At 67.4% G+C, this 19,010-nt stretch carries 19 protein-coding genes and 1 riboswitch; of the genes, 11 read left to right on the forward strand and 8 right to left on the reverse strand.

The features are described 5' to 3' along the window. Nucleotides 1-30 precede the first annotated feature (30 nt). The 4 genes from ACE3P6_RS19500 to ACE3P6_RS19515 all read left to right on the forward strand — a co-directional run bounded on the left by ACE3P6_RS19500 (nucleotide 31) and on the right by ACE3P6_RS19515 (nucleotide 5,306). Nucleotides 31-1,398, forward strand: coding sequence for a glutamine synthetase family protein (locus ACE3P6_RS19500; protein WP_374398094.1), 1,368 nt, complete (start codon nucleotides 31-33; stop codon nucleotides 1,396-1,398). Nucleotides 1,399-1,473: 75 nt separating this feature from the next. Further along, nucleotides 1,474-2,850, forward strand: coding sequence for an aldehyde dehydrogenase family protein (locus tag ACE3P6_RS19505; protein WP_374398095.1), 1,377 nt, complete (start codon nucleotides 1,474-1,476; stop codon nucleotides 2,848-2,850). A 4-nt stretch (nucleotides 2,851-2,854) separates the two neighbouring features. Then, the gene (locus ACE3P6_RS19510; protein ID WP_374398096.1) at nucleotides 2,855-4,015 is read left to right on the forward strand and encodes an iron-containing alcohol dehydrogenase; all 1,161 of its coding nucleotides are present in this window, start codon (nucleotides 2,855-2,857) and stop codon (nucleotides 4,013-4,015) included. A gap of 40 nt (nucleotides 4,016-4,055) precedes the next feature. Next, the gene (locus tag ACE3P6_RS19515) at nucleotides 4,056-5,306 is read left to right on the forward strand and encodes an NAD(P)/FAD-dependent oxidoreductase (RefSeq protein ID WP_374398097.1); all 1,251 of its coding nucleotides are present in this window, start codon (nucleotides 4,056-4,058) and stop codon (nucleotides 5,304-5,306) included. Between the two features lie 96 nt (nucleotides 5,307-5,402). Here ACE3P6_RS19515 and ACE3P6_RS19520 read toward each other — a convergent pair whose 3' ends face one another. The 3 genes from ACE3P6_RS19520 to dacB form a co-directional block, all read right to left on the reverse strand. Beyond that, complete coding sequence (locus tag ACE3P6_RS19520; protein WP_374398098.1) at nucleotides 5,403-5,603, reverse strand: hypothetical protein; 201 nt, start codon at nucleotides 5,601-5,603, stop codon at nucleotides 5,403-5,405. A gap of 232 nt (nucleotides 5,604-5,835) precedes the next feature. Then, a complete protein-coding gene (locus ACE3P6_RS19525; RefSeq protein WP_374371233.1) occupies nucleotides 5,836-6,045 on the reverse strand; it encodes a hypothetical protein in 210 nt (69 codons plus the stop codon). 126 nt (nucleotides 6,046-6,171) lie between these two features. Beyond that, nucleotides 6,172-7,644 (reverse strand): D-alanyl-D-alanine carboxypeptidase/D-alanyl-D-alanine-endopeptidase, encoded by a 1,473-nt coding sequence (gene dacB, locus ACE3P6_RS19530; protein ID WP_374398099.1) that lies wholly within the window; start codon nucleotides 7,642-7,644, stop codon nucleotides 6,172-6,174. Between the two features lie 138 nt (nucleotides 7,645-7,782). Here dacB and ACE3P6_RS19535 point away from each other — a divergent pair, with 138 nt between their 5' ends. Then, complete coding sequence (locus ACE3P6_RS19535; RefSeq protein WP_374398100.1) at nucleotides 7,783-8,658, forward strand: GNAT family N-acetyltransferase; 876 nt, start codon at nucleotides 7,783-7,785, stop codon at nucleotides 8,656-8,658. Between the two features lie 76 nt (nucleotides 8,659-8,734). Here the strand turns inward: ACE3P6_RS19535 and ACE3P6_RS19540 are convergent, their stop codons facing one another. After that, the gene (locus tag ACE3P6_RS19540) at nucleotides 8,735-9,337 is read right to left on the reverse strand and encodes a nicotinate-nucleotide adenylyltransferase (protein ID WP_374398101.1); all 603 of its coding nucleotides are present in this window, start codon (nucleotides 9,335-9,337) and stop codon (nucleotides 8,735-8,737) included. Between the two features lie 206 nt (nucleotides 9,338-9,543). Here ACE3P6_RS19540 and ACE3P6_RS19545 point away from each other — a divergent pair, with 206 nt between their 5' ends. The 6 genes from ACE3P6_RS19545 (at nucleotide 9,544) to ACE3P6_RS19570 (ending at nucleotide 14,529) form a co-directional block, all read left to right on the forward strand. Next, nucleotides 9,544-10,830, forward strand: coding sequence for a reverse transcriptase family protein (locus ACE3P6_RS19545; protein ID WP_374398102.1), 1,287 nt, complete (start codon nucleotides 9,544-9,546; stop codon nucleotides 10,828-10,830). Nucleotides 10,831-10,891: 61 nt separating this feature from the next. Then, nucleotides 10,892-12,547, forward strand: a complete 1,656-nt coding sequence (gene ettA, locus ACE3P6_RS19550) for an energy-dependent translational throttle protein EttA (protein ID WP_374398103.1) — start codon at nucleotides 10,892-10,894, stop codon at nucleotides 12,545-12,547. An 11-nt stretch (nucleotides 12,548-12,558) separates the two neighbouring features. Next, on the forward strand, nucleotides 12,559-12,858 hold the full coding sequence (locus tag ACE3P6_RS19555) for a hypothetical protein (protein WP_374398104.1): 300 nt from the start codon (nucleotides 12,559-12,561) through the stop codon (nucleotides 12,856-12,858). A gap of 217 nt (nucleotides 12,859-13,075) precedes the next feature. Then, complete coding sequence (locus ACE3P6_RS19560; RefSeq protein WP_374398105.1) at nucleotides 13,076-13,987, forward strand: alpha/beta hydrolase; 912 nt, start codon at nucleotides 13,076-13,078, stop codon at nucleotides 13,985-13,987. An 85-nt stretch (nucleotides 13,988-14,072) separates the two neighbouring features. Further along, nucleotides 14,073-14,231, forward strand: a complete 159-nt coding sequence (locus ACE3P6_RS19565) for a DUF3309 family protein (protein WP_374398106.1) — start codon at nucleotides 14,073-14,075, stop codon at nucleotides 14,229-14,231. Between the two features lie 145 nt (nucleotides 14,232-14,376). Continuing rightward, nucleotides 14,377-14,529 carry a hypothetical protein gene (locus ACE3P6_RS19570; protein WP_374398107.1) on the forward strand — a complete coding sequence of 51 codons (153 nt, stop codon included), beginning with the start codon at nucleotides 14,377-14,379 and terminating at the stop codon, nucleotides 14,527-14,529. 18 nt (nucleotides 14,530-14,547) lie between these two features. Here ACE3P6_RS19570 and aroA read toward each other — a convergent pair whose 3' ends face one another. The 4 genes from aroA to lnt form a co-directional block, all read right to left on the reverse strand. Beyond that, nucleotides 14,548-15,894, reverse strand: a complete 1,347-nt coding sequence (aroA, locus tag ACE3P6_RS19575) for a 3-phosphoshikimate 1-carboxyvinyltransferase (RefSeq protein WP_374398108.1) — start codon at nucleotides 15,892-15,894, stop codon at nucleotides 14,548-14,550. 94 nt (nucleotides 15,895-15,988) lie between these two features. Continuing rightward, nucleotides 15,989-16,687: a tRNA (guanosine(46)-N(7))-methyltransferase TrmB gene (locus ACE3P6_RS19580; protein WP_374398109.1), complete on the reverse strand. Its 699-nt coding sequence runs from the start codon at nucleotides 16,685-16,687 to the stop codon at nucleotides 15,989-15,991. A gap of 124 nt (nucleotides 16,688-16,811) precedes the next feature. Continuing rightward, nucleotides 16,812-17,978, reverse strand: a complete 1,167-nt coding sequence (gene metK, locus ACE3P6_RS19585; RefSeq protein WP_374398110.1) for a methionine adenosyltransferase — start codon at nucleotides 17,976-17,978, stop codon at nucleotides 16,812-16,814. Between the two features lie 6 nt (nucleotides 17,979-17,984). Next, nucleotides 17,985-18,034: riboswitch (SAM-SAH riboswitch) on the reverse strand. A gap of 35 nt (nucleotides 18,035-18,069) precedes the next feature. After that, the coding region (gene lnt / locus ACE3P6_RS19590) for an apolipoprotein N-acyltransferase (RefSeq protein WP_374398111.1) at nucleotides 18,070-19,010 on the reverse strand (941 nt) is incomplete at its 5' end.

Raw genomic sequence — 19,010 nt, forward strand, 5'->3', positions numbered from 1 at the left:
AATCATCACAACAACAGGGACAGGTCGGCCATGCCCGGCAATATGACGCTTGAACAACTGAAAGCCGCCGTGAAATCCGGCGAGATCGACACGGTGGTCGCGGCCGGCATCGACATGCAGGGCCGCCTGATGGGCAAGCGCTTCCACGCGCAGTTCTTCGTCGATGGCGGCTGGGAGGAGACGCACTGCTGCAACTACCTTCTGACCGTGGACATGGAGATGAACACGGTGCAGGGCTACAAGTCTTCGTCGTGGGAAACCGGCTATGGCGACTACACGCTGAAGCCCGACCTTCGCACCCTGCGCCGCATCCCCTGGCTGCCGGGCACCGCCTTGGTGCTGGGCGACACGCAGGACCATGCAACGCACGCCGACGTCCCCCACGCCCCGCGCTCGATCCTGAAGCGGCAGGTGGAACGCGCCCGCGCGATGGGCTTCGAGCCGATGATGGCGACCGAGCTGGAGTTCTACCTGTTCGAGAACAGCTACGAAAACCTGCGCGACGGGGGGCTGAACGCGCTCCGCACCGTCGGCGGCTACAACGAGGATTACCACGTCTTCCAGACCACCAAGGAAGAGGACGTGATGCGCGCCGTCCGCAACGGCCTTTATGGCGCGGGCATCCCGGTAGAGAACTCCAAGGGCGAGGCCGAGGCGGGGCAGGAGGAGATCAACTACAAATACTCCGACGCTTTGGACACCGCCGACAACCACGTCATCATCAAGAACGCGATCAAGGAAATCGCCTGGGCCAAGGGCAAGTCGGTGACCTTCATGGCCAAGTATGACCACCGCCGCGCGGGGTCATCCAGCCATATCCACCAGAGCCTGTGGTCGAAGGATGGCAAGGCATCCTTCGCCGACCATGACGACCAGCACGGCATGTCGGACCTGATGAAGCATTACATGGCGGGCCAGCTGCACCACGCCCGCGACATCACCGCTTTCCTCGCGCCCTACGTCAACAGTTACAAGCGCTTCACCGTGGGGATGTTCGCCCCGACCAAGGCGGTGTGGAGCGCCGACAACCGGACAGCGGGCTTCCGGGTCTGCGGCGTCCACAGCAAGGCCGTGCGGGTGGAATGCCGCATTCCGGGCAGCGACGTGAACCCCTATCTTGCCTGCGCGGCGCTTCTGGCGGCAGGGCTGGACGGGATCGAGAAGAAGATGGCGCTGGAGCCGGAACTCAAGGGCGACATGTATGCCGCCAAGGGCATCCGCGAGATTCCGCATACGCTCCGCGAGGCGGCGGAGCTGATGAACGGCTCGAAGATGCTGCGCGAGGCCTTCGGGGATGACGTGATCGACCACTATCACCACGCCGCCCAGTGGGAGATTTCCGAGACCGATCGTGTCGTGACCGACTTCGAACGCGAGCGGCTTCTGGAACGGGCGTGACCGGTGCGAATGTAGGTCGGGGTTCACCCCGACTCTGTTGAATTGTCGGGGTGAACCCCGACCTACGAGGACGACATGAAACCTATCCAACTTATCTCCCCGGTCGATGGCCGGGTTTATGCCGAGCGGATGCCGCTGTCGGCAGATGCCGCCGATGCCGTCGTCGCCCGTGCGAAAGCCGCGCAGAAAGCCTGGGCCGCCCGGTCGCTGGAAGACCGCATCGCGCTGGTCAAGGCCGCGGTCGCCAAGCTGAACACCATGACCGATGTGGTGGTCGAGGAAATCGCCTGGCAGATGGGCCGCCCCACCCGCTATGGCGGCGAATTCGGCGGCGTGAACGCCCGCACCGACTACATGTCCCAGATCGCGGCCAAGACCCTTGCGCCCGAAATGATCGAGGACAGCGACAAGTTCCGCCGCTACCTCGCCCGCGAACCCGTGGGCGTCGTCTTCATCATCGCGCCCTGGAACTACCCCTACCTCACCACGATCAACACCCTCGTCCCCGCCCTGATCGCCGGGAACACGGTGGTCCTGAAGCATGCCAGCCAGACTCTGCTGGTGGGTGAACGCCTCGCCGAGGCCTTCCACGCCGCGGGCATCCCTGAGGATGTGTTCCAGAACGTCGTCCTTGACCATGCCACCACCGAACGCCTGATCGGGCAGCGCAGCTTCGGCTTCGTCAACTTCACCGGCTCGGTCGGCGGCGGGCAGGCCATTGAACGCGCCGCTGCGGGCACCTTCACGCCGCTGGGGCTGGAACTGGGGGGCAAGGATCCCGGCTATGTCCGCGCGGACGCGAACCTGGACCTCGCCGTCGACGTGCTGATGGACGGCGCGATGTACAATGCCGGGCAATGCTGCTGCGGGATCGAACGGATTTATGTCCACGAGAGTCTCTTCGACAGCTTCGTCGAGAAATCCGTCGCCTGGGTCGGCCAGTTGAAACTCGGCAATCCCTTCGACGCCTCCACCACCCTCGGGCCGATGGCGCACAAACGTTTCGCCCAGACCGTGCGCGACCAGACCGCAGAGGCCATCGCCAAGGGCGCGAAGCCGCTGCTCGACCCGAAGCGCTTCGCCGATGACGGCGGTGCCTACCTTGCCCCGCAGATCCTCATCAACGTCGACCATTCGATGCGGGTGATGAAGGAGGAAAGCTTCGGCCCGGTGGTCGGCATCATGCCGGTCAAGAACGACGCGGAAGCCCTGAAGCTGATGAACGACTCGCCCTACGGCCTGACCGCCTCGATCTGGACGCAGGACTACGACACCGCCGCCGCCCTTGGGCAGCGCGTGGAGACCGGGACCGTGTTCATGAACCGGGCCGACTATCTGGACCCGGCGCTGACCTGGACCGGGGTCAAGGACACCGGGCGCGGCACCTCGCTCAGCTACCTCGGGTTCCATTCGGTGACCCGGCCGAAATCCTACCATCTCAAGAAAGCCTGATATCATGACCCATAGCGTTCCCAACCGGAACTGGTCCTACCCCACCGCGATCAAGTTCGGCGTCGGTCGGATCGCGGAACTCGCCGACCATGCCAAATCCATTGGCCTGACCAAGCCCTTGCTTGTCACCGACAAGGCACTGGCCAGCCTGCCGATCACCAAGGCCGCGCTCGACGTGCTGGAGGCCGGGGGCCTTGGCCGCGCGGTCTTCTCGGACGTCGACCCGAACCCGAACGAGATCAACATGGCCGCCGGGATCGAGGTCTACCTTGCGGGGGGCCATGACGGGGTGATCTGCTTCGGCGGGGGCTCGGCGCTGGACCTCGGCAAGATGATCGCGCTGATGGCGCACCAGCCGAAGAAGCTGAAGGTCTGGCAGCTGGAGGATGTGGACGACTGGTGGACACGGGCGGACGCCAGCAAGATCGCTCCGATCATCGCGGTGCCGACCACCGCCGGAACGGGCAGCGAAGTGGGCCGCGCCGGGGTGTTGACCAACTCGGAAACCCACAAGAAGAAGATCATCTTCCACCCGAAGCTGATGCCCGCCGTCACAATCTGCGACCCCGAGCTCACCACGGGCATGCCGAAGTTCATCACCGCCGGCACCGGCATGGACGCGCTGGCGCATTGCCTTGAAGCCTACAGCAGCCCCTTCTACCACCCGATGTCGCAGGGCATCGCGCTGGAAGGCATGCGTCTGGTGTTCGAGAACCTCCCGAAAGTCTATGCCGACCCGAACGACCTTGATGCCCGCGCGCATATGATGTCGGCGGCGGCGATGGGGGCGGTGGCCTTCCAGAAGGGCCTTGGCGCGATCCATGCCCTCAGCCACCCGATCGGCGCGGTCTATAACACCCACCACGGCACCACCAACGCCGTCGTGATGCCGATGGTCCTGGACTTCAACCGCCGTGCGGTGAAGGACCGGCTGACCAGTGCAGCGGCCTATTGCGGGATCAAGGGCGGCTACAAGGGCTTCACCCAGCGCATCCTTGATCTGCGGCAGACCCTGAACATCCCGGAGAACCTGACGAAGCTGGGGGTGAAGGATCCCGACCTCGACATGCTGACCAAGATGGCGCTGGAGGATCCCTCCTGTGGCGGCAACCCGGTCAAGATGACGAAGAAGAACACCCGCGCGCTGTTCGAGGCCTGCCTCTGACGGGGCACGGCCCGCCCGGCATCCGGGCGGGCCACCAGCCATGCTGACGCGAGAGACAACCGATATCGCCGTGATCGGCGCAGGCGTGGTGGGGCTGGCCATCGCGCTGGAATTGGTCGACCAAGGCCATGACGTCACATTGGTCGACCCCGGCCAACCCGGCATGGGCGCAAGCTACGGCAACGCAGGCACCATCGCCGGTTATGCAACCAGCCCGGTCGGCACGCCCGAGGTGCTGCGCTCGCTGCCGTCGCTGATGCTGTCGAAGACCTCGCCGCTTGCGATCCGCCACCGCGCGCTGCCGTCACTCGCCCCCTGGCTCCTCCGCTTCCTCTGGCAATCGCTCCCGGCCCAGGCCGAGCGCAATTCCCGCGCGCTCGCCGCGCTCCTCGCCAATGCCGCCGACCTCTGGGATGACCTTGCCCTGCGGGTCCAGGGTGCGGGCATCCTGCAACGGCGGGGCTGCCTTTACCTCTACGAGACCCCCCAGGCCCTTGCCGCCGCCAAGGCCGAGCTGGACCGCCGCCGCGCGCTGGGGGTGGAGGTCGAGCTGATCGGCCCCGACCGGCTGGCCGAGCTGGAGCCGAACCTGCCGCCGCAGGCCGGGGCGGCCTTCTTCACCGGGGCGACCTTCCTCGACGATCCGGGCCGGATGATGGGGCTGATCGCGGCGCAGGTGCTGCAGAAAGCCCGCCACCTGCAGGCAAAGGCCGAGAAGCTGACCCGCGGTCCCGACGGCGTGGTGATCGAAGGCGGCGGCAAGGACGGGGGCCTGCACCTGCACGCCCGCCGCGTGGTCATTGCCGCCGGGGCGCAGTCCCGCGCGCTGGCCCGGCAGGTCGGCGACCGCATCCCCCTGGACACCGAACGCGGCTACCATGTCGAATGGGACATGGCCGAACCGCGCCTCTCCCGCCCCGCCTGCCCCACCGCGCGCGGCTTCTACTTCTGCCCGATGGCAGGCCGCCTGCGCGTCGCTGGCACGGTGGAGCTTGGCGGGCTGAGCCTGCCCCCCTCGCCCCACCGCATCGCGAAACTGGTCGAGGGCGCACGGGCCTTCTTCCCCGACCTCGGACCCCCGGACCGCGACTGGATGGGCTTCCGCCCCTCGCTCCCTGACAGCTTGCCGGTGATCGGACCCTCAGCCGGGGGGCCGGAAGTGATCCACGCCTTCGGCCACGGCCATATCGGCGTGACGCTGGCGCCGGTCACCGCGCGGATCGTGGCGGGGCTCCTGTCCGGCAAAGGCCCCGGCCTGGACATTTCGGCCTATCGGCCGGATCGATTCTGACGCCTGCGCAAAAGGAAACGCCCGGGGGATATCCCGCCGGGCGTCCTTGCCGTTCAGCCGATCAGGGCGCGCGCTTGCGAACCCCGGATCGATAGCTCAGTTGTCGTCGTTGCCGCAAGCAACGGCGCACAGCACGACCAGGCCCACGACGACCGGAACGATCCAGCCCGAACGCGGGGTTTCAGCGGTGACCGCCGGCTGGCCTTCGTCGACAACCACAACCGGGCCGCCGGCGAGGGCAGCGGTCGAGGTCAGAGCCAGCGAGAGCGCGAGCAGCGGTGCAGCGAACTTTTTCATATCCCAATCCTTCTGAATTCTGGGCCTGTCTTGTGGTCCGGCGGATAGGGCTGATGCAGCGCGAATGCAATCCAGGTTGCCAGAAAACAACAGGAAGCCATCGGAAGGTGGCGAAAAAGCAACGCATCCGGCGCAGGGACGGTTGTGCCCGGGAGCATGAAATGGAATGGCCGGGCGTGTCACGCAGGTCTGTGGACACGCCCGGCCAGTCGGGTACCGGATCAGGCGGCGATCACTCGGCCGGAGGGTCGTCGTTGCCGCAGGCAACAGCGCAGAGCACGATCAGGCCGACCACGACCGGAACGATCCAGCCCGAACGCGGCGAGTCAGCCACGACTTCCGGCTGGCCTTCTTCCTCGACCACGACCGGCCCACCCGCCATTGCGGCGGTCGAGCTGAGCGCGAGGGTTGTCGAGAGCAGCGATGCGATGATTTTCTTCATGGTCCAATCCCTTCGATCGTTGGCCACAGATTGCAATAATCGCATACTGCCATTTCCATCCCGGAAAGCAAGAAGGACAAAACGGGCGCGTTCACGCGTCGCAGGGAGTGTTTCCCCCTTGCCATATCAGGCGTAGAGCCCGGCCCAGCGGTTGATCAGCTGACCCTGCAACCGCCGCGCACGCGCGGTCCAGGATTTCACGCCTTCGGGCTCTTCGCGCAAGGCGACCGGCACCGCATCGCGCCGCTCGGGGTCACCCGAGAAGATCGCGAAGACCAGCTCCCGCCCGGTCGGCGGCACGATATGCCCCGCCAGGCCGGAGACGAAGTTCAGCGTCCCCGACTTCGCCAGCACCTTCACCGGGTGTCCCTTGATGACGCTGCCCTTGTCGTCCTTCATCCCGACCTCGCGCAGGATCGGCTTCAGCCCGCGCTTTTCGCGTTCGGCCTGCACCAGGACCTTCGCCATCCCCGCCGCCGTGACCCTAGACCGTCCGCCCAGGCCGGAATGGTCGTGCATATCGAAATCGACGCCGAAGGTCGTCCGCACCCAGTCCGACTGCACCTTGCCCGAGGCCTCCAGCGAGCCCTGCCCCGAGGCGGTCAACCCCACGCATTCCGCCGTCAGGTTGGTGGAAAACTTCAGCATGTCGCGCAGCACTTCGGGCAAGGGTTCGCTCTCGACCCGCCCGATCTCCGCTCCCGAGGGCACCGCATCCGCCCGCTCGGCCACCGCCAGCTTTATGCCCTGCGCCCGGGCCAGAGTACGGAAGACCTCCGCCACATAGGCGCCGGGGTCGCGCACCGGCAACCAGCGGCTGCCGCCCTTGCCCAGCGCGGCCGAGGCCACGGTCCACTCCTCCACCCGCCCCGGCGCATAGGTGAAAAGCGGCACGTCGCGGCTGGCCACATCCACCCGCACCATGTCGACGCCGGGCAGGAATCGTTCGCCCCGCGCATCAACTGTGGTCCGCCACTGGCCGTCCACCTTCTTCCATTCGAAATAGGCGCGGTTGAAGTTCAGGTTCAGCCCCGAGACGGCGGCGTTGTAGCCGACATGCTCGGGCTGGTCCGCCGCGATCTGGTCCAGCCGGGGCAGCGCACCGTCATAATACAGGAACCGCCCCGTTGCCCCCTTCAGCCCGGCCTTCGCCAGCCGCGCCACCAGGTCGCCCAGCTGGTCGGTCTGCAAGGTCGGGTCGCCCCCGCCCGCCAGCACGATGTCGCCCTGCACCATGCCCTGCGTGACCGACCCGGTCGCGATGACCCGCGTCGCGAAGCGGTATCCCGCCCCCAGCTTCTCCAGCGCGAAAAGCGAGGTCACGGCCTTCGCCACGCTGGCCGGTGGCAGGGCGAGGTCGGGTTCCCGCGCCTCCAGCACCGCGCCGCTCTGCGCATCCAGCAGCACATAGGCGACCGAGGCCGCCCCGAGTTTCGCCGCCGCGATCAGGTCGGACGCATCGAGCGGCCCCGCCGCCGGACGCGCCGCCGCCTTGCCACCCCGCGCCACCGGGCGGGGCGAGCTGTCCATCACCTCGGCCACCGCCGGGAAAGCCGCACCGGCCAAGAGCCCGGCCAGCATCATCCGCCGCGAAATCATCGGTTCCGTCCCTTCGTTTCATCGCGTGATAGCCGCTTCCTCCCCGATTCCACCAGCAGGTCTTGCCGCATCTTCGCGCTTGCACGCAGGATTTATCTGACCTATGTCCGGTAAAATACCTGACCAAGGTCCGACACCATGCTCGACGCCATCGCCCGCCTCCGCCGCTTCAACCGCGCCGTCACGTGCGAGGTGGGGGCGCTCGACACCTCCTTCCTTGGTCGGGGGCGGCCACTGGGCATGGCGCGCGTGCTGCAACTCGTCCAGCCGGAGGGCACCGACGTCGCCATGATCCGCGACCGGCTTGCGCTCGACTCCGGCCTGATGAGCCGCTTCCTGCGCAGCCTGGAGCGTGAGGGGCTGATCACCACCGCCACCGACCCCGCCGACCGCCGCCGCCGCATCGCCCGGCTGACGGAAGCAGGCCGCGAGGAGATGGCCGCCTACGACACCATCGGTCGCGACAGCGCCGCGCGGATCATCGCCCGGGCCGGATCGCGGGCTGCCGAGGTCGTCGCCGCGATGGACCTGATCGCCACGCTCTTGAACCGCGACCAGCTGGCGATCCGCCCCGCCGACCCTGACGCACCCGAGGCCCTGTTCTGCCTGCAGTCCTATTTCGACGAGCTTGTCGCCCGCGTTCCCGCCGCGCAGGCGGGCATGTTCAGCCTGCCCGACCCGCAGTCCGACAGCTACCGCCCGCCGCAGGGCCGCTTCCTGATCGCCTGGTCCGACGACCTGCCGGTCGGTTGCGTTTCCTTACGCCCGCTGGATGCGACGACCGCCGAGGTCAAGCGGCTCTGGGTCCACGACAGCGCCCGCGGCCAGGGCCTCGCCCGCCGGTTGATGACCGCCATCGAGGACGAGGCGCGGGCGATGGGCGTCGGCCTGCTGAAGCTCGACACCAACTCGGCGCTGACCGAAGCGCTGGCGCTGTATCGTGCGACCGGCTGGCGCACGACCGCGCCCTACACCGGCCTGCCCGCCGACACCTGGCTGGAAAAACCGCTCTGACCGGCCCCTCCTCGTTCGCCTTCGGCTTCTCGTCGGTGATCTTGCGACGAGAAGCCGAAGGCGCACGAGGAGCATTCTATCGTCCCGATTTCCACCCGCCCTTCGCCCGGATCGCGGTCGAGGACGCATCGCTCATCGGCAGGTTCACGAAGGCCCAGACCGGAGGCTTCCGCCCGCGCAGATTCTCGCCCCGGTCGACCTGATGCACCCGGAACGCCCTTGCGGCAACCGAGGTCCGCGCCGCCACCCCCGACCCCGGCCGCGCCAGCACCCCCACCGCGACGCTTCGCAAAATGTCCCGCCAGCGCCCCCAACGATGGAACTGCACCAGGTTGTCCGCCCCCATCAGCCAGACGAAGGTGACACCCGGATACAAGGCCTTCAGCCGGGTGATCGTGTCATAGGTCGCCCGCGTCCCCAGCTTCTCCTCCAGCGCCGTGATCTTCACCCTTGGGTCGCGCATGACTTCCCGCGCCCGCGCCAACCGGTCGGTCAGCGGCGCCGGCTGCCGCGCCTTGAGCGGGTTCCCCGGCGTCACCAGCCACCAGACCTGATCCAGCCCCATCCGCTTCAACGCCTCGCGCGTGATAAGCACATGCCCCTCATGCGCCGGATCGAACGACCCGCCGAGAAGGCCGATCACCATGCCCCTCGTCGCTATGGGAAACCCCTGCCGCATCGGCCCTCCATCCCTCGCGGCGCAGTTGACCGCAAAGACCCTTCCATTACAATGCCCTGCAAGACGCGGCTCAAGGTGCTGGGAAACCAGTGGGCCGGGGCTTCCCCGGTCGCAGTGTGCAGTGGTGACATTCGGCGCAGGAGACTGACTGGGCTTCACCCAGGACCTCTCCTGCAGGACGCAGAAAGGTTGGGCCGCGTCTTTTCATGCGACTTCGTGATGTCTTGGTGCCGCTCTCCGCATCCCTGTCGCAATGCGACTGGACCCTGGACGGCATCGAGGCGCACCTCCGCCAGCGGCTGCCCCGCAGTTGGGTTCGCATTCCCGCCCTGATCGCCCGCGACCTCCGCGCCGCCTTCCCCGGCCAATCCTCGCCCGATCCTTCGCGCATTTCCCGTGCCCTGCAGCAGACCCCACATGCTGCCCGTCTTCTGGCCCAGGCCCGCAAAACCCCCAACCTGCCACACCCCTGGCTCGCCCCGCCGACCTTCCGCCCGATCCCCGCGCTGGCCGACCTGCCCCTCCCCCACCTCATCACCCCCGATCAGCTTGCCGACTGGCTTGCGCTGCAGCCCGACCAGCTGATCCGCTTCACCGATCCGCACAGCCTTTCCGCCCGCAATCCCGTCAGCTTCGCCCGCCACTACCACTGCCACCTGATCCCCAAACGCGACGGCACCCTGCGCCTGATCGAGGAACCGAAACCCGTCCTGAAACGCCTGCAGCGCCGCATCCTGCACGGACTTCTCGACCACGTCCCCACGCACCCTTCCGCGCATGGCTTTGTGAGGGGCAGGAACTGCATCGATGCGGCGGCGAAACACGCTGGTGAAGCGGTGGTCCTCTCCTTCGATCTTGCCGACTTCTTCCCCGGCATCCCCTGGACCCGCGTCTACGCCACCTTCCGCGCCCTGGGCTACCCGCAAGCCGTTGCCCGCGCCCTGGCGCAGCTGACCACCGCCCTGACCCCGCACGATATCCTGCAGACCCCCACCCTCGCGGCCCGCGATCCCCTGAAAGGCCGCCACCTGCCGCAAGGCGCGCCGACCTCACCGGCCCTTGCCAACCTCGCCGCCTTCCGCTTCGACGACCGCCTCTCCGCCCTGGCCCGCCGCCTTGGCGCCCGCTACACCCGCTACGCCGACGACCTCACCTTCTCCGGCGACCCGCACATCGCCCCGATCCTCGCCCGCGCCATCCCCGAGATCGCCCAGTCCGAAGGCTTCCGCCTCAACCCCGCCAAGACCCGCCGCGCATCACGCGGCCAGCGCCAGACCGTCACCGGCCTTGTGGTCAACCAACACGTCAACGTCCCGCGCCCGACCTACGACCGTATCAAGACCACGATCCACCACCTCCAAAACCCCGAAGACCCCCGCCGCGCCGACCCCGCCTTCCTCGCCCGCCTCCGGGGCCAGATCGGCTGGGTCGAGGCCGTGAACCCCGCCAAAGGTGTCAAACTCCGCGACCGACTGGCCGACGCCCTGGCCTGACAGCCGTTGCAGCGCGACCCCTTCGACGCTACATACGCGCCAACCCCGATTGGAGCACGTCATGGCCAGCTATCAATACGTCTACCACATGGAGAACGTCTCCAAGACCTACCCGGGCGGCAAGACCTGCTTCGAGAACATCCACCTGAACTTCCTGCCCGGCGTGAAGATCGGCGTCGTCGGCGTCAACGGCGCGGGGAAATCCACGCTGCTGAAGATCATGGCCGGGATGGACAAGGACTTCAAAGGCGAGGCCTGGGCCGCGAAAGGCGCCAAGGTCGGCTACCTTGCGCAGGAGCCCTACCTCGACCCCAAGCTGACGGCCAAGGAAAACGTCATGCTGGGCGTGGCCGAGCAGCAGGCGATCCTCGACCGCTACAACGAACTTGCCATGAACTACTCGGACGAGACGGCGGACGAGATGGCCGCGCTACAGGACCAGATCGACGCGGGCAACCTGTGGGAACTGGAAGCCACCGTCGGCGTCGCGATGGATGCGCTGCGCTGCCCGCCGGACGATGCCGACGTCACCACGCTTTCGGGCGGGGAACGCCGCCGGGTGGCGCTCTGCAAGCTCCTGCTCGAAAAGCCCGACATGCTGCTCTTGGACGAACCGACCAACCACCTTGACGCCGAGTCCATCGCCTGGCTGCAAAAGCACCTGATCGACTACAAGGGCACGATCCTGATCGTCACCCACGACCGCTATTTCCTCGACGACATCACCGGCTGGATCCTGGAGTTGGACCGCGGCCGCGGCATTCCCTACGAGGGCAACTATTCCGCCTGGCTCGACCAGAAGGCCAAGCGCATGGCGCAGGAAGCGCGTGAGGACAAAACCAAGCAGAAGGCCTTGGAAAAGGAACTGGAGTGGATCCGCTCTGGCGCCAAGGCGCGGCAGGCCAAGGGCAAGGCCCGTCTCAACCGCTACAACGAGATGGCCGGCCAGACCGTCACCGAACGCGCCACCACCGCGCAGATCATCATCCCGAACGGCGAGCGCCTGGGGAACAAGGTGATCGAGGTCACCGGCCTGAAGAAGCACATGGGCGACAAGCTTCTGATCGAGGACCTGACCTTCACCGTGCCTCCGGGAGCCATCGTCGGCGTCATCGGCCCGAACGGGGCGGGCAAGTCGACGTTGTTCCGCATGATCACCGGGCAGGAACCGCCGGACGAAGGCACGATCAAGCTGGGCGAGACGGTGAAACTCGCCTATGTCGACCAGTCGCGCGACGCCTTGAACCCCGACAAGAACGTCTGGGAGGAAATCTCCGGCGGGGCGGAGGTGATCCACCTGGGCGACCTGCAGATGAACAGCCGCGTCTATACCGGCGCGTTCAACTTCAAGGGCACCGACCAGCAGAAGAAGGTCGGTTTGCTCTCGGGCGGGGAACGCAACCGCGTCCACATGGCCAAGCTGTTGAAATCCGGCGGCAACGTCCTCCTGCTCGACGAACCGACCAACGACCTCGACGTCGAAACCCTGCAGGCGCTGGAAGCCGCCATCGAAGACTTCGCCGGCTGCGCGATCATCATCAGCCACGACCGCTTCTTCCTCGACCGCCTCTGCACCCATATCCTGGCGTTCGAGGGCGACGCCCATGTCGAATGGTTCGAGGGCAACTTCCAGGCCTATGAGGACGACAAGGTCCGGAGATTGGGACCTGACGCGCTGGAACCGAAGCGGGTAAAGTACAAGCGGTTCGCACGATAAGGAGAACGGCCATGCGGAACTTGCTTGCTGCGCTCATTCTGTTGGGCGCGGCCGCCCCTGCCTTCGCCCAGGATGCCGAGACAGCGCAGCTCCTGCAGGACGAACAGGCCCTCAACTCCCGCTGCCGCGGCGGCTCGGGCGACGATACCGCGACCTGGCAGGCCTGCGGCGCCCGCGACTATGTCGGCTACCTCCTCTTCCAGCGCGGCTGGTGCTTCGGCAAAGAGGACCAGATCGACGCCGAGATGCAATGGCACCAATGCACCACCGGCTCGCTGGACTTCCCCAAGCCGGACTTCGCGCAGCCGTAGCGACCGGGCGGTGGACGCAGGTCGGGACCTGCCCCGACTCCCCTAGAGTGCGCTCCAGCGCACCACTTTCGCCGGGTCCGAGAGCAACCTGTAGGGTGCGTGATTTCACGCGCCAATTGCCCTCGCCACCCATATCCTCGATCATCTCCCCCACCCCCGTCCTGCGTGGACAACCCCTGCCCCCCGCCCCTACACTCCCGCCAAAGGGAGGCCCTCCATGCCCGACTACCAGACCCTCATCGACGCCCCCACCTGGGCGTTCATCGAAAAAACCAACGCCTCCTACCCCGAGAATACCGCGACCCTCTCCATCGCGGACCAGCGGGCGATCTATAACGGCATGTGCGCGGCCTTCGACACCCCCTACCCGCCCGGCGTGACCTCCCACGACCAACCCATCGCCGGGGTTCCCTGCCGCATCTATCCCGGCGCGCAGCCGACCGTCCTCTACCTCCACGGCGGCGGCTATGTGGTGGGCGGCCTCCACTCCCACGACGGGATCTGCGCCGACATCAGGGGGGCCACCGGCCTGACCGTCGTCTCCGCCGACTACCGCCTGTCACCCGAACACAAACACCCCGCCGCCTTCGACGACGCCTGCGCTGTCGCCCGCGCCCTCGCCGCACAAGGCCCGTTGATCCTCGTCGGCGACAGTGCCGGCGGAAACCTCGCCGCCGCCGCCTGCCATGCCCTGCGCCGTGAAAACCTGCCGATCAAGGGCCAGGTCCTGGTCTACCCCGGCCTCGGCGGAGACGTGAACACGGGCAGCGCCCTCACCCACGCGCACGCCCCGATGCTGACCCGGGACGACATCCTCTTCTACAAGGACATCCGCCATTCCGGCCCCGCACCAGAGGGTGACCCGACGGTCAGCCCGCTCCGGGACGATGATTTCACCGGCTTGCCGATGACCCTTGCCATCGCCGCCGAATGCGACCCGCTGGCCGACGATGCCGCCGCCTATGCCGCGAAGATCACCGCCGCCGGGGGCCGCGCGCAGGCGCTTGTCGACGAGGGTCTTGTCCACGGCCATCTCCGCGCCCGGCATTCCGTCCCCCGCGCCGCCGCAAGCTTTGCCCGGATCACCGCCGCGATCACCGCCTTCGCCGAGGGGCGCTGGCCCTACTGAAGCCCACCCCGGGGAACCATCCCGCCGGACAGGCGTTCCTTCGCCAAGAGGGGCCAGCCCGGCCCGCATGCGAAAGGCGCATCCCATGTCTCTCGGCACCATCCTCCTTGTCGTCCTGATCCTGATCCTCATCGGCGCGCTGCCTAACTGGGGCTATTCCAGCGGCTGGGGCTACGGCCCCTCGGGCGGGATCGGGGTGCTTGTCGTCATCCTGCTGATCCTGGTCCTGATGGGCCGGATCTAGCCGATACCCCATCCCGGAAAACCGACGGGCGCGCTTCGCAGGCGCGCCCGTTTCTGCAAATCGGGTCTGCGAGGGCAGAGGTTAACCGCTTCCTAACGCCCACGACTAACCCATTGATTCCAAACACCCGAAAAATCTGTCCACCGTGGACACCCTCCAGGGAACCGCCCCGGCGCCACCTGCGTTGTCAGGGCAACCAACCATCCAAAGGAGTCACCCGATGAAAGGCGCCCTTGCCTGGCTGATCGGCATCCCGATCCCGATCATCATCATCCTTTACCTGCTCGACGTCTTCTGACGTCGCAAGGGGCCGAGGTCAGCCCCGCTCGATCTCGGCCCCAAGGCCCCGCATCAGCCTCTCGAAGACCGGGAAAGAGGTCTGGATCGGCGAGCCGTCATCCACCCCGACCGGAGCTTTCGCCGCCAGCCCGCAGACCAGGAAGGACATGGCGATCCGGTGGTCGATATGGGTGGCGCAGGTGGCCCCACCCGGCACCCCGCCCGCACCGCAGCCGTGGACGATCAGCGTATCCTCGTCCTCCTCGATCCGCACCCCGCAGGCCTCCAGCCCCCGCGCCATCGCGTCGATCCGGTCGCTCTCCTTGACCCGCAGTTCCTTGACCCCGCGCATCACCGTCTTGCCGGAGGCGAAGGCCGCCACCACCGACAGCACCGGATATTCGTCGATCATGGACGGCGCCCGCTCCGGCGGCACCTCGATCCCTTGCATCGCGCCCGAGAACCGCACCCGCAGGTCCGCCACCGGCTCGCCGCCCTCTTCCCGGGGTTGAAGGAACTCGATCTCCGCCCCCATCTCGACGAGCGTCAGATACAGTCCGTTCCGCGTCAGGTTCTGCGAAACGCCGGGCACCAGGATATCCGACCCCTCGACGATCAGCGCAGCACACACGGGAAAAGCCGCCGAGGAGGGATCGCGCGGCACCGCCACCGCCTGCGGGCGCAGCTCGGGCTGGCCGGTCAGGGTGATGACATGGCCCTCGCCGGTCTTCTCGACCGACAGTTGTGCGCCGAAGCCCACCAGCATCCGTTCCGAATGGTCGCGGGTCGGCTCGCGTTCGATCACCACCGTCTCGCCCGGCGCGTTCAGCCCGGCCAGCAGCACCGCCGACTTCACCTGCGCCGAGGCGACCGGAAGGGCATAGCGCACCGGCACCGGGTTCGCCGCGCCGACGATGGTCATCGGCAGACGGCCCCCCTGCCGCCCGTAGGCCCGCGCGCCGAACAGCGACAGCGGATCCGTCACCCGCCCCATCGGGCGCTTGCGAAGCGAGGCATCGCCGGTGAAGGTCGCGGTGATCGGCGTTGTCGCCATCGTGCCCATGATCAGCCGCGCCCCGGTGCCCGAGTTGCCGACGTCCAGCACATCCGCCGGTTCGCGGAAACCCCCGACGCCGACGCCGTTCACCGTCCACGCCCCCTCGCCAACCCTCGTGACCACCGCCCCGAAGGCGCGCATCGCCTTGGCGGTGTCCAGCACGTCCTGACCTTCCAGCAGCCCGGTGATCCGCGTCTCGCCCACTGCCATCGCCCCGAAGATCAAGGAGCGGTGCGAGATCGACTTGTCGCCCGGCACTTCGGCCACGCCCCGCAAGGGCCCCGACTTGCGGGATTTCATCGGTTGCGCTTCGCCGTGGCCGGACATCGTCGTCTCCCCTTCGCATTCGCGATGCCTGATAGCGCAAGCTTGCCGCCCGCGCGACCCCGATTTCCGAAAGAAATCGGTCCGGAATTCTCCTTCAGAATTCCGGCGCCCGGCGACGGAAGGTCAGGTAATGCGGCTGGCGGCCCTCGCGCAGCGCCTTCTGCTCGTAGCGCGTCGAGAGCCAGTCCTCCCAGGCCTCGCCCGGCCCGGCCTCGCGGATCAGGTCGAACCCGGCGGGAGGGACCTCCTCCAGCGTCTGCCGGACATAGTCGGGAATGTCGGTCGCCACCCGGAACTCGGCCCCCGGTGCGGCGATCCGGGCCAGCGGCAGCAGGTAGTCCGGCGTCACGAAGCGGCGGCGGTGGTGGCGCGCCTTCGGCCAGGGGTCGGGGTAGTTCAGGAAGACCTTCGACAGACAGGCATCGGGCAGCACATCGAAGAGGTCGCGCACATCGCCCGGATGCAGCCAGAGGTTTGTCACCCCCGCGCCCCGGATCTTTCCCAAGAGCATGGCGATGCCGTTGACGAAAGGCTCGCCGCCGATGATCGTCACATCGGGGTTCCGCGCCGCCATGTGAACCAGATGCTCGCCGCCGCCGAAGCCGACCTCCAGCCAGAGCGGGCCCTTGACGAAACCCAGGTCCAGCACCGACCGCGCGGGGTTTTCCGCCGCCGTCACCCCGCGCAGGGTCAGCGGCCCAAGGTCCTCGGCCAGATAGTCCTTCTGGCTGGCGCGCAGGGTCTTGCCGTGGATGCGGCCATAGAAGTTGCGGCGTGCGCCCGTGTCGGTCATGCGAAAGGCCCCGGAAATGGTCCGGGGCCTTCAAGCAGAGCAAGGCAACAGGGTCAAGCGCGACCGGAGCCCGGAGTGGCGACGCCGTCCGAGGGGCTCGATGCCCCGAGGACTGCTTCCCCTGTCACACCGCCTTCTTCAGCGCCTCGACCAGATCGGTACGCTCCCAAGAGAACCCGCCGTCCGCGTCCGGGGCACGCCCGAAATGGCCATAGGCGGCAGTGCGCTGGTAGACCGGCCGGTTCAGGTCCAGATGGGTGCGGATGCCGCGCGGGGTCAGGTCCATCACCTCGGCCACCGCCTTCTCGATCCGGGACGCCTCGACCTGGCCGGTGCCGTGGGTGTCGACGTAGATCGACAGGGGCTTGGCCACGCCGATGGCATAGCTGACCTGAAGCGTGCAGCGTTCCGCCAGACCAGCCGCGACCACGTTCTTCGCCAGGTAGCGTGCGGCATAGGCGGCCGAGCGGTCGACCTTGGTCGGGTCCTTGCCCGAGAACGCGCCGCCGCCATGCGGGGCCGCGCCGCCATAGGTGTCGACGATGATCTTGCGCCCCGTCAGGCCCGCATCCCCGTCCGGCCCGCCGATCACGAAGGTCCCGGTCGGGTTCACATGCCATTCGGTCTTGCGGGTGATCCAGCCCTCGGGCAGCACCTCGCGGATATAGGGCTCCACGATCTTGCGGATGACCTTGGAGGTCTGCCGCTTCGACGTGTGCTGGGTGGAGAGCACGATCGAGGTCACTTCCACCGGCTTGCCATTGGCATAGCGCAGCGTCAGCTGGCTTTTCGCGTCCGGGCCGAGGGTCGGTTCGGCGCCGGACTTCCGCGCCTCGGCCAGGCGGCGCAGGATCGCATGGGCATACTGGATCGGCGCCGGCATGTATTCCGGCGTCTCCAGCGTGGCATAGCCGAACATGATCCCCTGGTCGCCCGCGCCGTCGCGGTCGACGCCCTGCGCGATATGGGCCGACTGTTCGTGCAGGTAGTTGTGGACCTTGATCTTGTCCCAGTGGAACTTCTTCTGCTCGTAGCCGATGTCCTTGACGCAATCGCGGACGATGCCGTCGATCCGGCCCATCATCGCCTTGGTCGCCTCGTTCGAGGACAGGCCGACCTCACCGCCCACGACCACTCGGTTGGTGGTGGCAAAGGTCTCGCAGGCGACGCGGGCGTTCGGCTCCTCCTTCAGGAAGGCATCGAGGACGGCATCCGAGATGCGGTCGCAAACCTTGTCGGGGTGGCCCTCGGAAACGGATTCCGAAGTGAAGACATAGTCCTTGCGGCTCATGGAAAGTGCTCCGTTGGGTGAATTCCCGCCACGCCAGGAAGCCGTTGTGGCGGTCAAAGATGCGCCTGCCTAAACGCGCGGCGCGGCCCCGTCAATGGGCAGCGTCCCGCCTGCGGTTGAACGCCACGGCGGCGAGGCCTGCCAGCAACAGCGCCAGCGGCCCGTCGCCCCAGCGGGCATAGGGCGTCGGCGGAAGCGCGCCGGGGACCTGGGTGTCCAGCGCCGCCATCGTGCCGAAGGGCAGCGCCTCGACCACCCGGCCACGCGCATCGACCACCGCCGTCACCCCGGTATTCGCCACCCGGATCAGCGGCAGGCCCTGTTCGATGGCGCGCAGGCGGGCCTGGGCGAAATGCTGGAACGGGCCGGTGCGGATGCCGAACCAGGCGTCGTTGGTGATCTGCAGCATCCAGTCCGCGCGCTCGGGCATGGCGTTCACGTCGCGCGGGAAGATCGCCTCGTAGCAGATCAGCGGCAGCACCTTGCCGAACGGCCCGAGGTCCAGCACCTGCGGCCCCGGCCCGGCGGAATAGCTGTTTCCCGCCTGCGCGGCAAAGGCCTTCAACCCGAACCAGGCATAGGCCAGGTCGCCGAAGGGGATGTATTCGCCGAAGGGCACCAGATGCGCCTTGTCATAGCGCACGGTTTCCTGCCCCTCGCCTGCCAGTACGCGCAGGCTGTTGTAGAAACGGTCCCCCTCAGCGCGCTGGATGCCGACGGCGACCGGGCGCCCGCCCGAGGCCGCGGTGACCATACCGGCCACCTCCGGCGCATATTCCAGCATGTAGGGCACCGCCGTCTCCGGCCAGATCGTCAGGTCGGCCGGGCCATCCTGCGCGGTCAGCCTCAGCAGGCGGTCGAGGAATTCCTGCGCCCGGTCGGCATCCCATTTCATCGACTGTTCGGCATTGGGCTGCACCAGGCGCAAGGTGCCCGGGCGCGAATCCGGCAAGGGCTGGCCCAGCCGCCAGAGGCCGAAGCCAAGCGCCGCCGCCAGCAGCAGCGCCGACCCCGCCGCGCCCTTCCAGCGGA

It is taken from the genome of Tabrizicola sp. (assembly GCF_041911175.1).
GTDB lineage: Bacteria > Pseudomonadota > Alphaproteobacteria > Rhodobacterales > Rhodobacteraceae > Tabrizicola.

Bases quoted from the DNA above. Each gene is read 5' to 3' on its own strand.
- ACE3P6_RS19500 (WP_374398094.1), top strand. From the start codon at position 31: ATGCCCGGCAATATGACGCTTGAACAACTGAAAGCCGCCGTGAAATCC.
- ACE3P6_RS19505 (WP_374398095.1), top strand. From the start codon at position 1,474: ATGAAACCTATCCAACTTATCTCCCCGGTCGATGGCCGGGTTTATGCC.
- ACE3P6_RS19510 (WP_374398096.1), top strand. From the start codon at position 2,855: ATGACCCATAGCGTTCCCAACCGGAACTGGTCCTACCCCACCGCGATC.
- ACE3P6_RS19515 (WP_374398097.1), top strand. From the start codon at position 4,056: ATGCTGACGCGAGAGACAACCGATATCGCCGTGATCGGCGCAGGCGTG.
- ACE3P6_RS19520 (WP_374398098.1), bottom strand. From the start codon at position 5,603: ATGAAAAAGTTCGCTGCACCGCTGCTCGCGCTCTCGCTGGCTCTGACC.
- ACE3P6_RS19525 (WP_374371233.1), bottom strand. From the start codon at position 6,045: ATGAAGAAAATCATCGCATCGCTGCTCTCGACAACCCTCGCGCTCAGC.
- dacB (WP_374398099.1), bottom strand. From the start codon at position 7,644: ATGATTTCGCGGCGGATGATGCTGGCCGGGCTCTTGGCCGGTGCGGCT.
- ACE3P6_RS19535 (WP_374398100.1), top strand. From the start codon at position 7,783: ATGCTCGACGCCATCGCCCGCCTCCGCCGCTTCAACCGCGCCGTCACG.
- ACE3P6_RS19540 (WP_374398101.1), bottom strand. From the start codon at position 9,337: ATGCGGCAGGGGTTTCCCATAGCGACGAGGGGCATGGTGATCGGCCTT.
- ACE3P6_RS19545 (WP_374398102.1), top strand. From the start codon at position 9,544: ATGCGACTTCGTGATGTCTTGGTGCCGCTCTCCGCATCCCTGTCGCAA.
- ettA (WP_374398103.1), top strand. From the start codon at position 10,892: ATGGCCAGCTATCAATACGTCTACCACATGGAGAACGTCTCCAAGACC.
- ACE3P6_RS19555 (WP_374398104.1), top strand. From the start codon at position 12,559: ATGCGGAACTTGCTTGCTGCGCTCATTCTGTTGGGCGCGGCCGCCCCT.
- ACE3P6_RS19560 (WP_374398105.1), top strand. From the start codon at position 13,076: ATGCCCGACTACCAGACCCTCATCGACGCCCCCACCTGGGCGTTCATC.
- ACE3P6_RS19565 (WP_374398106.1), top strand. From the start codon at position 14,073: ATGTCTCTCGGCACCATCCTCCTTGTCGTCCTGATCCTGATCCTCATC.
- aroA (WP_374398108.1), bottom strand. From the start codon at position 15,894: ATGTCCGGCCACGGCGAAGCGCAACCGATGAAATCCCGCAAGTCGGGG.
- ACE3P6_RS19580 (WP_374398109.1), bottom strand. From the start codon at position 16,687: ATGACCGACACGGGCGCACGCCGCAACTTCTATGGCCGCATCCACGGC.
- metK (WP_374398110.1), bottom strand. From the start codon at position 17,978: ATGAGCCGCAAGGACTATGTCTTCACTTCGGAATCCGTTTCCGAGGGC.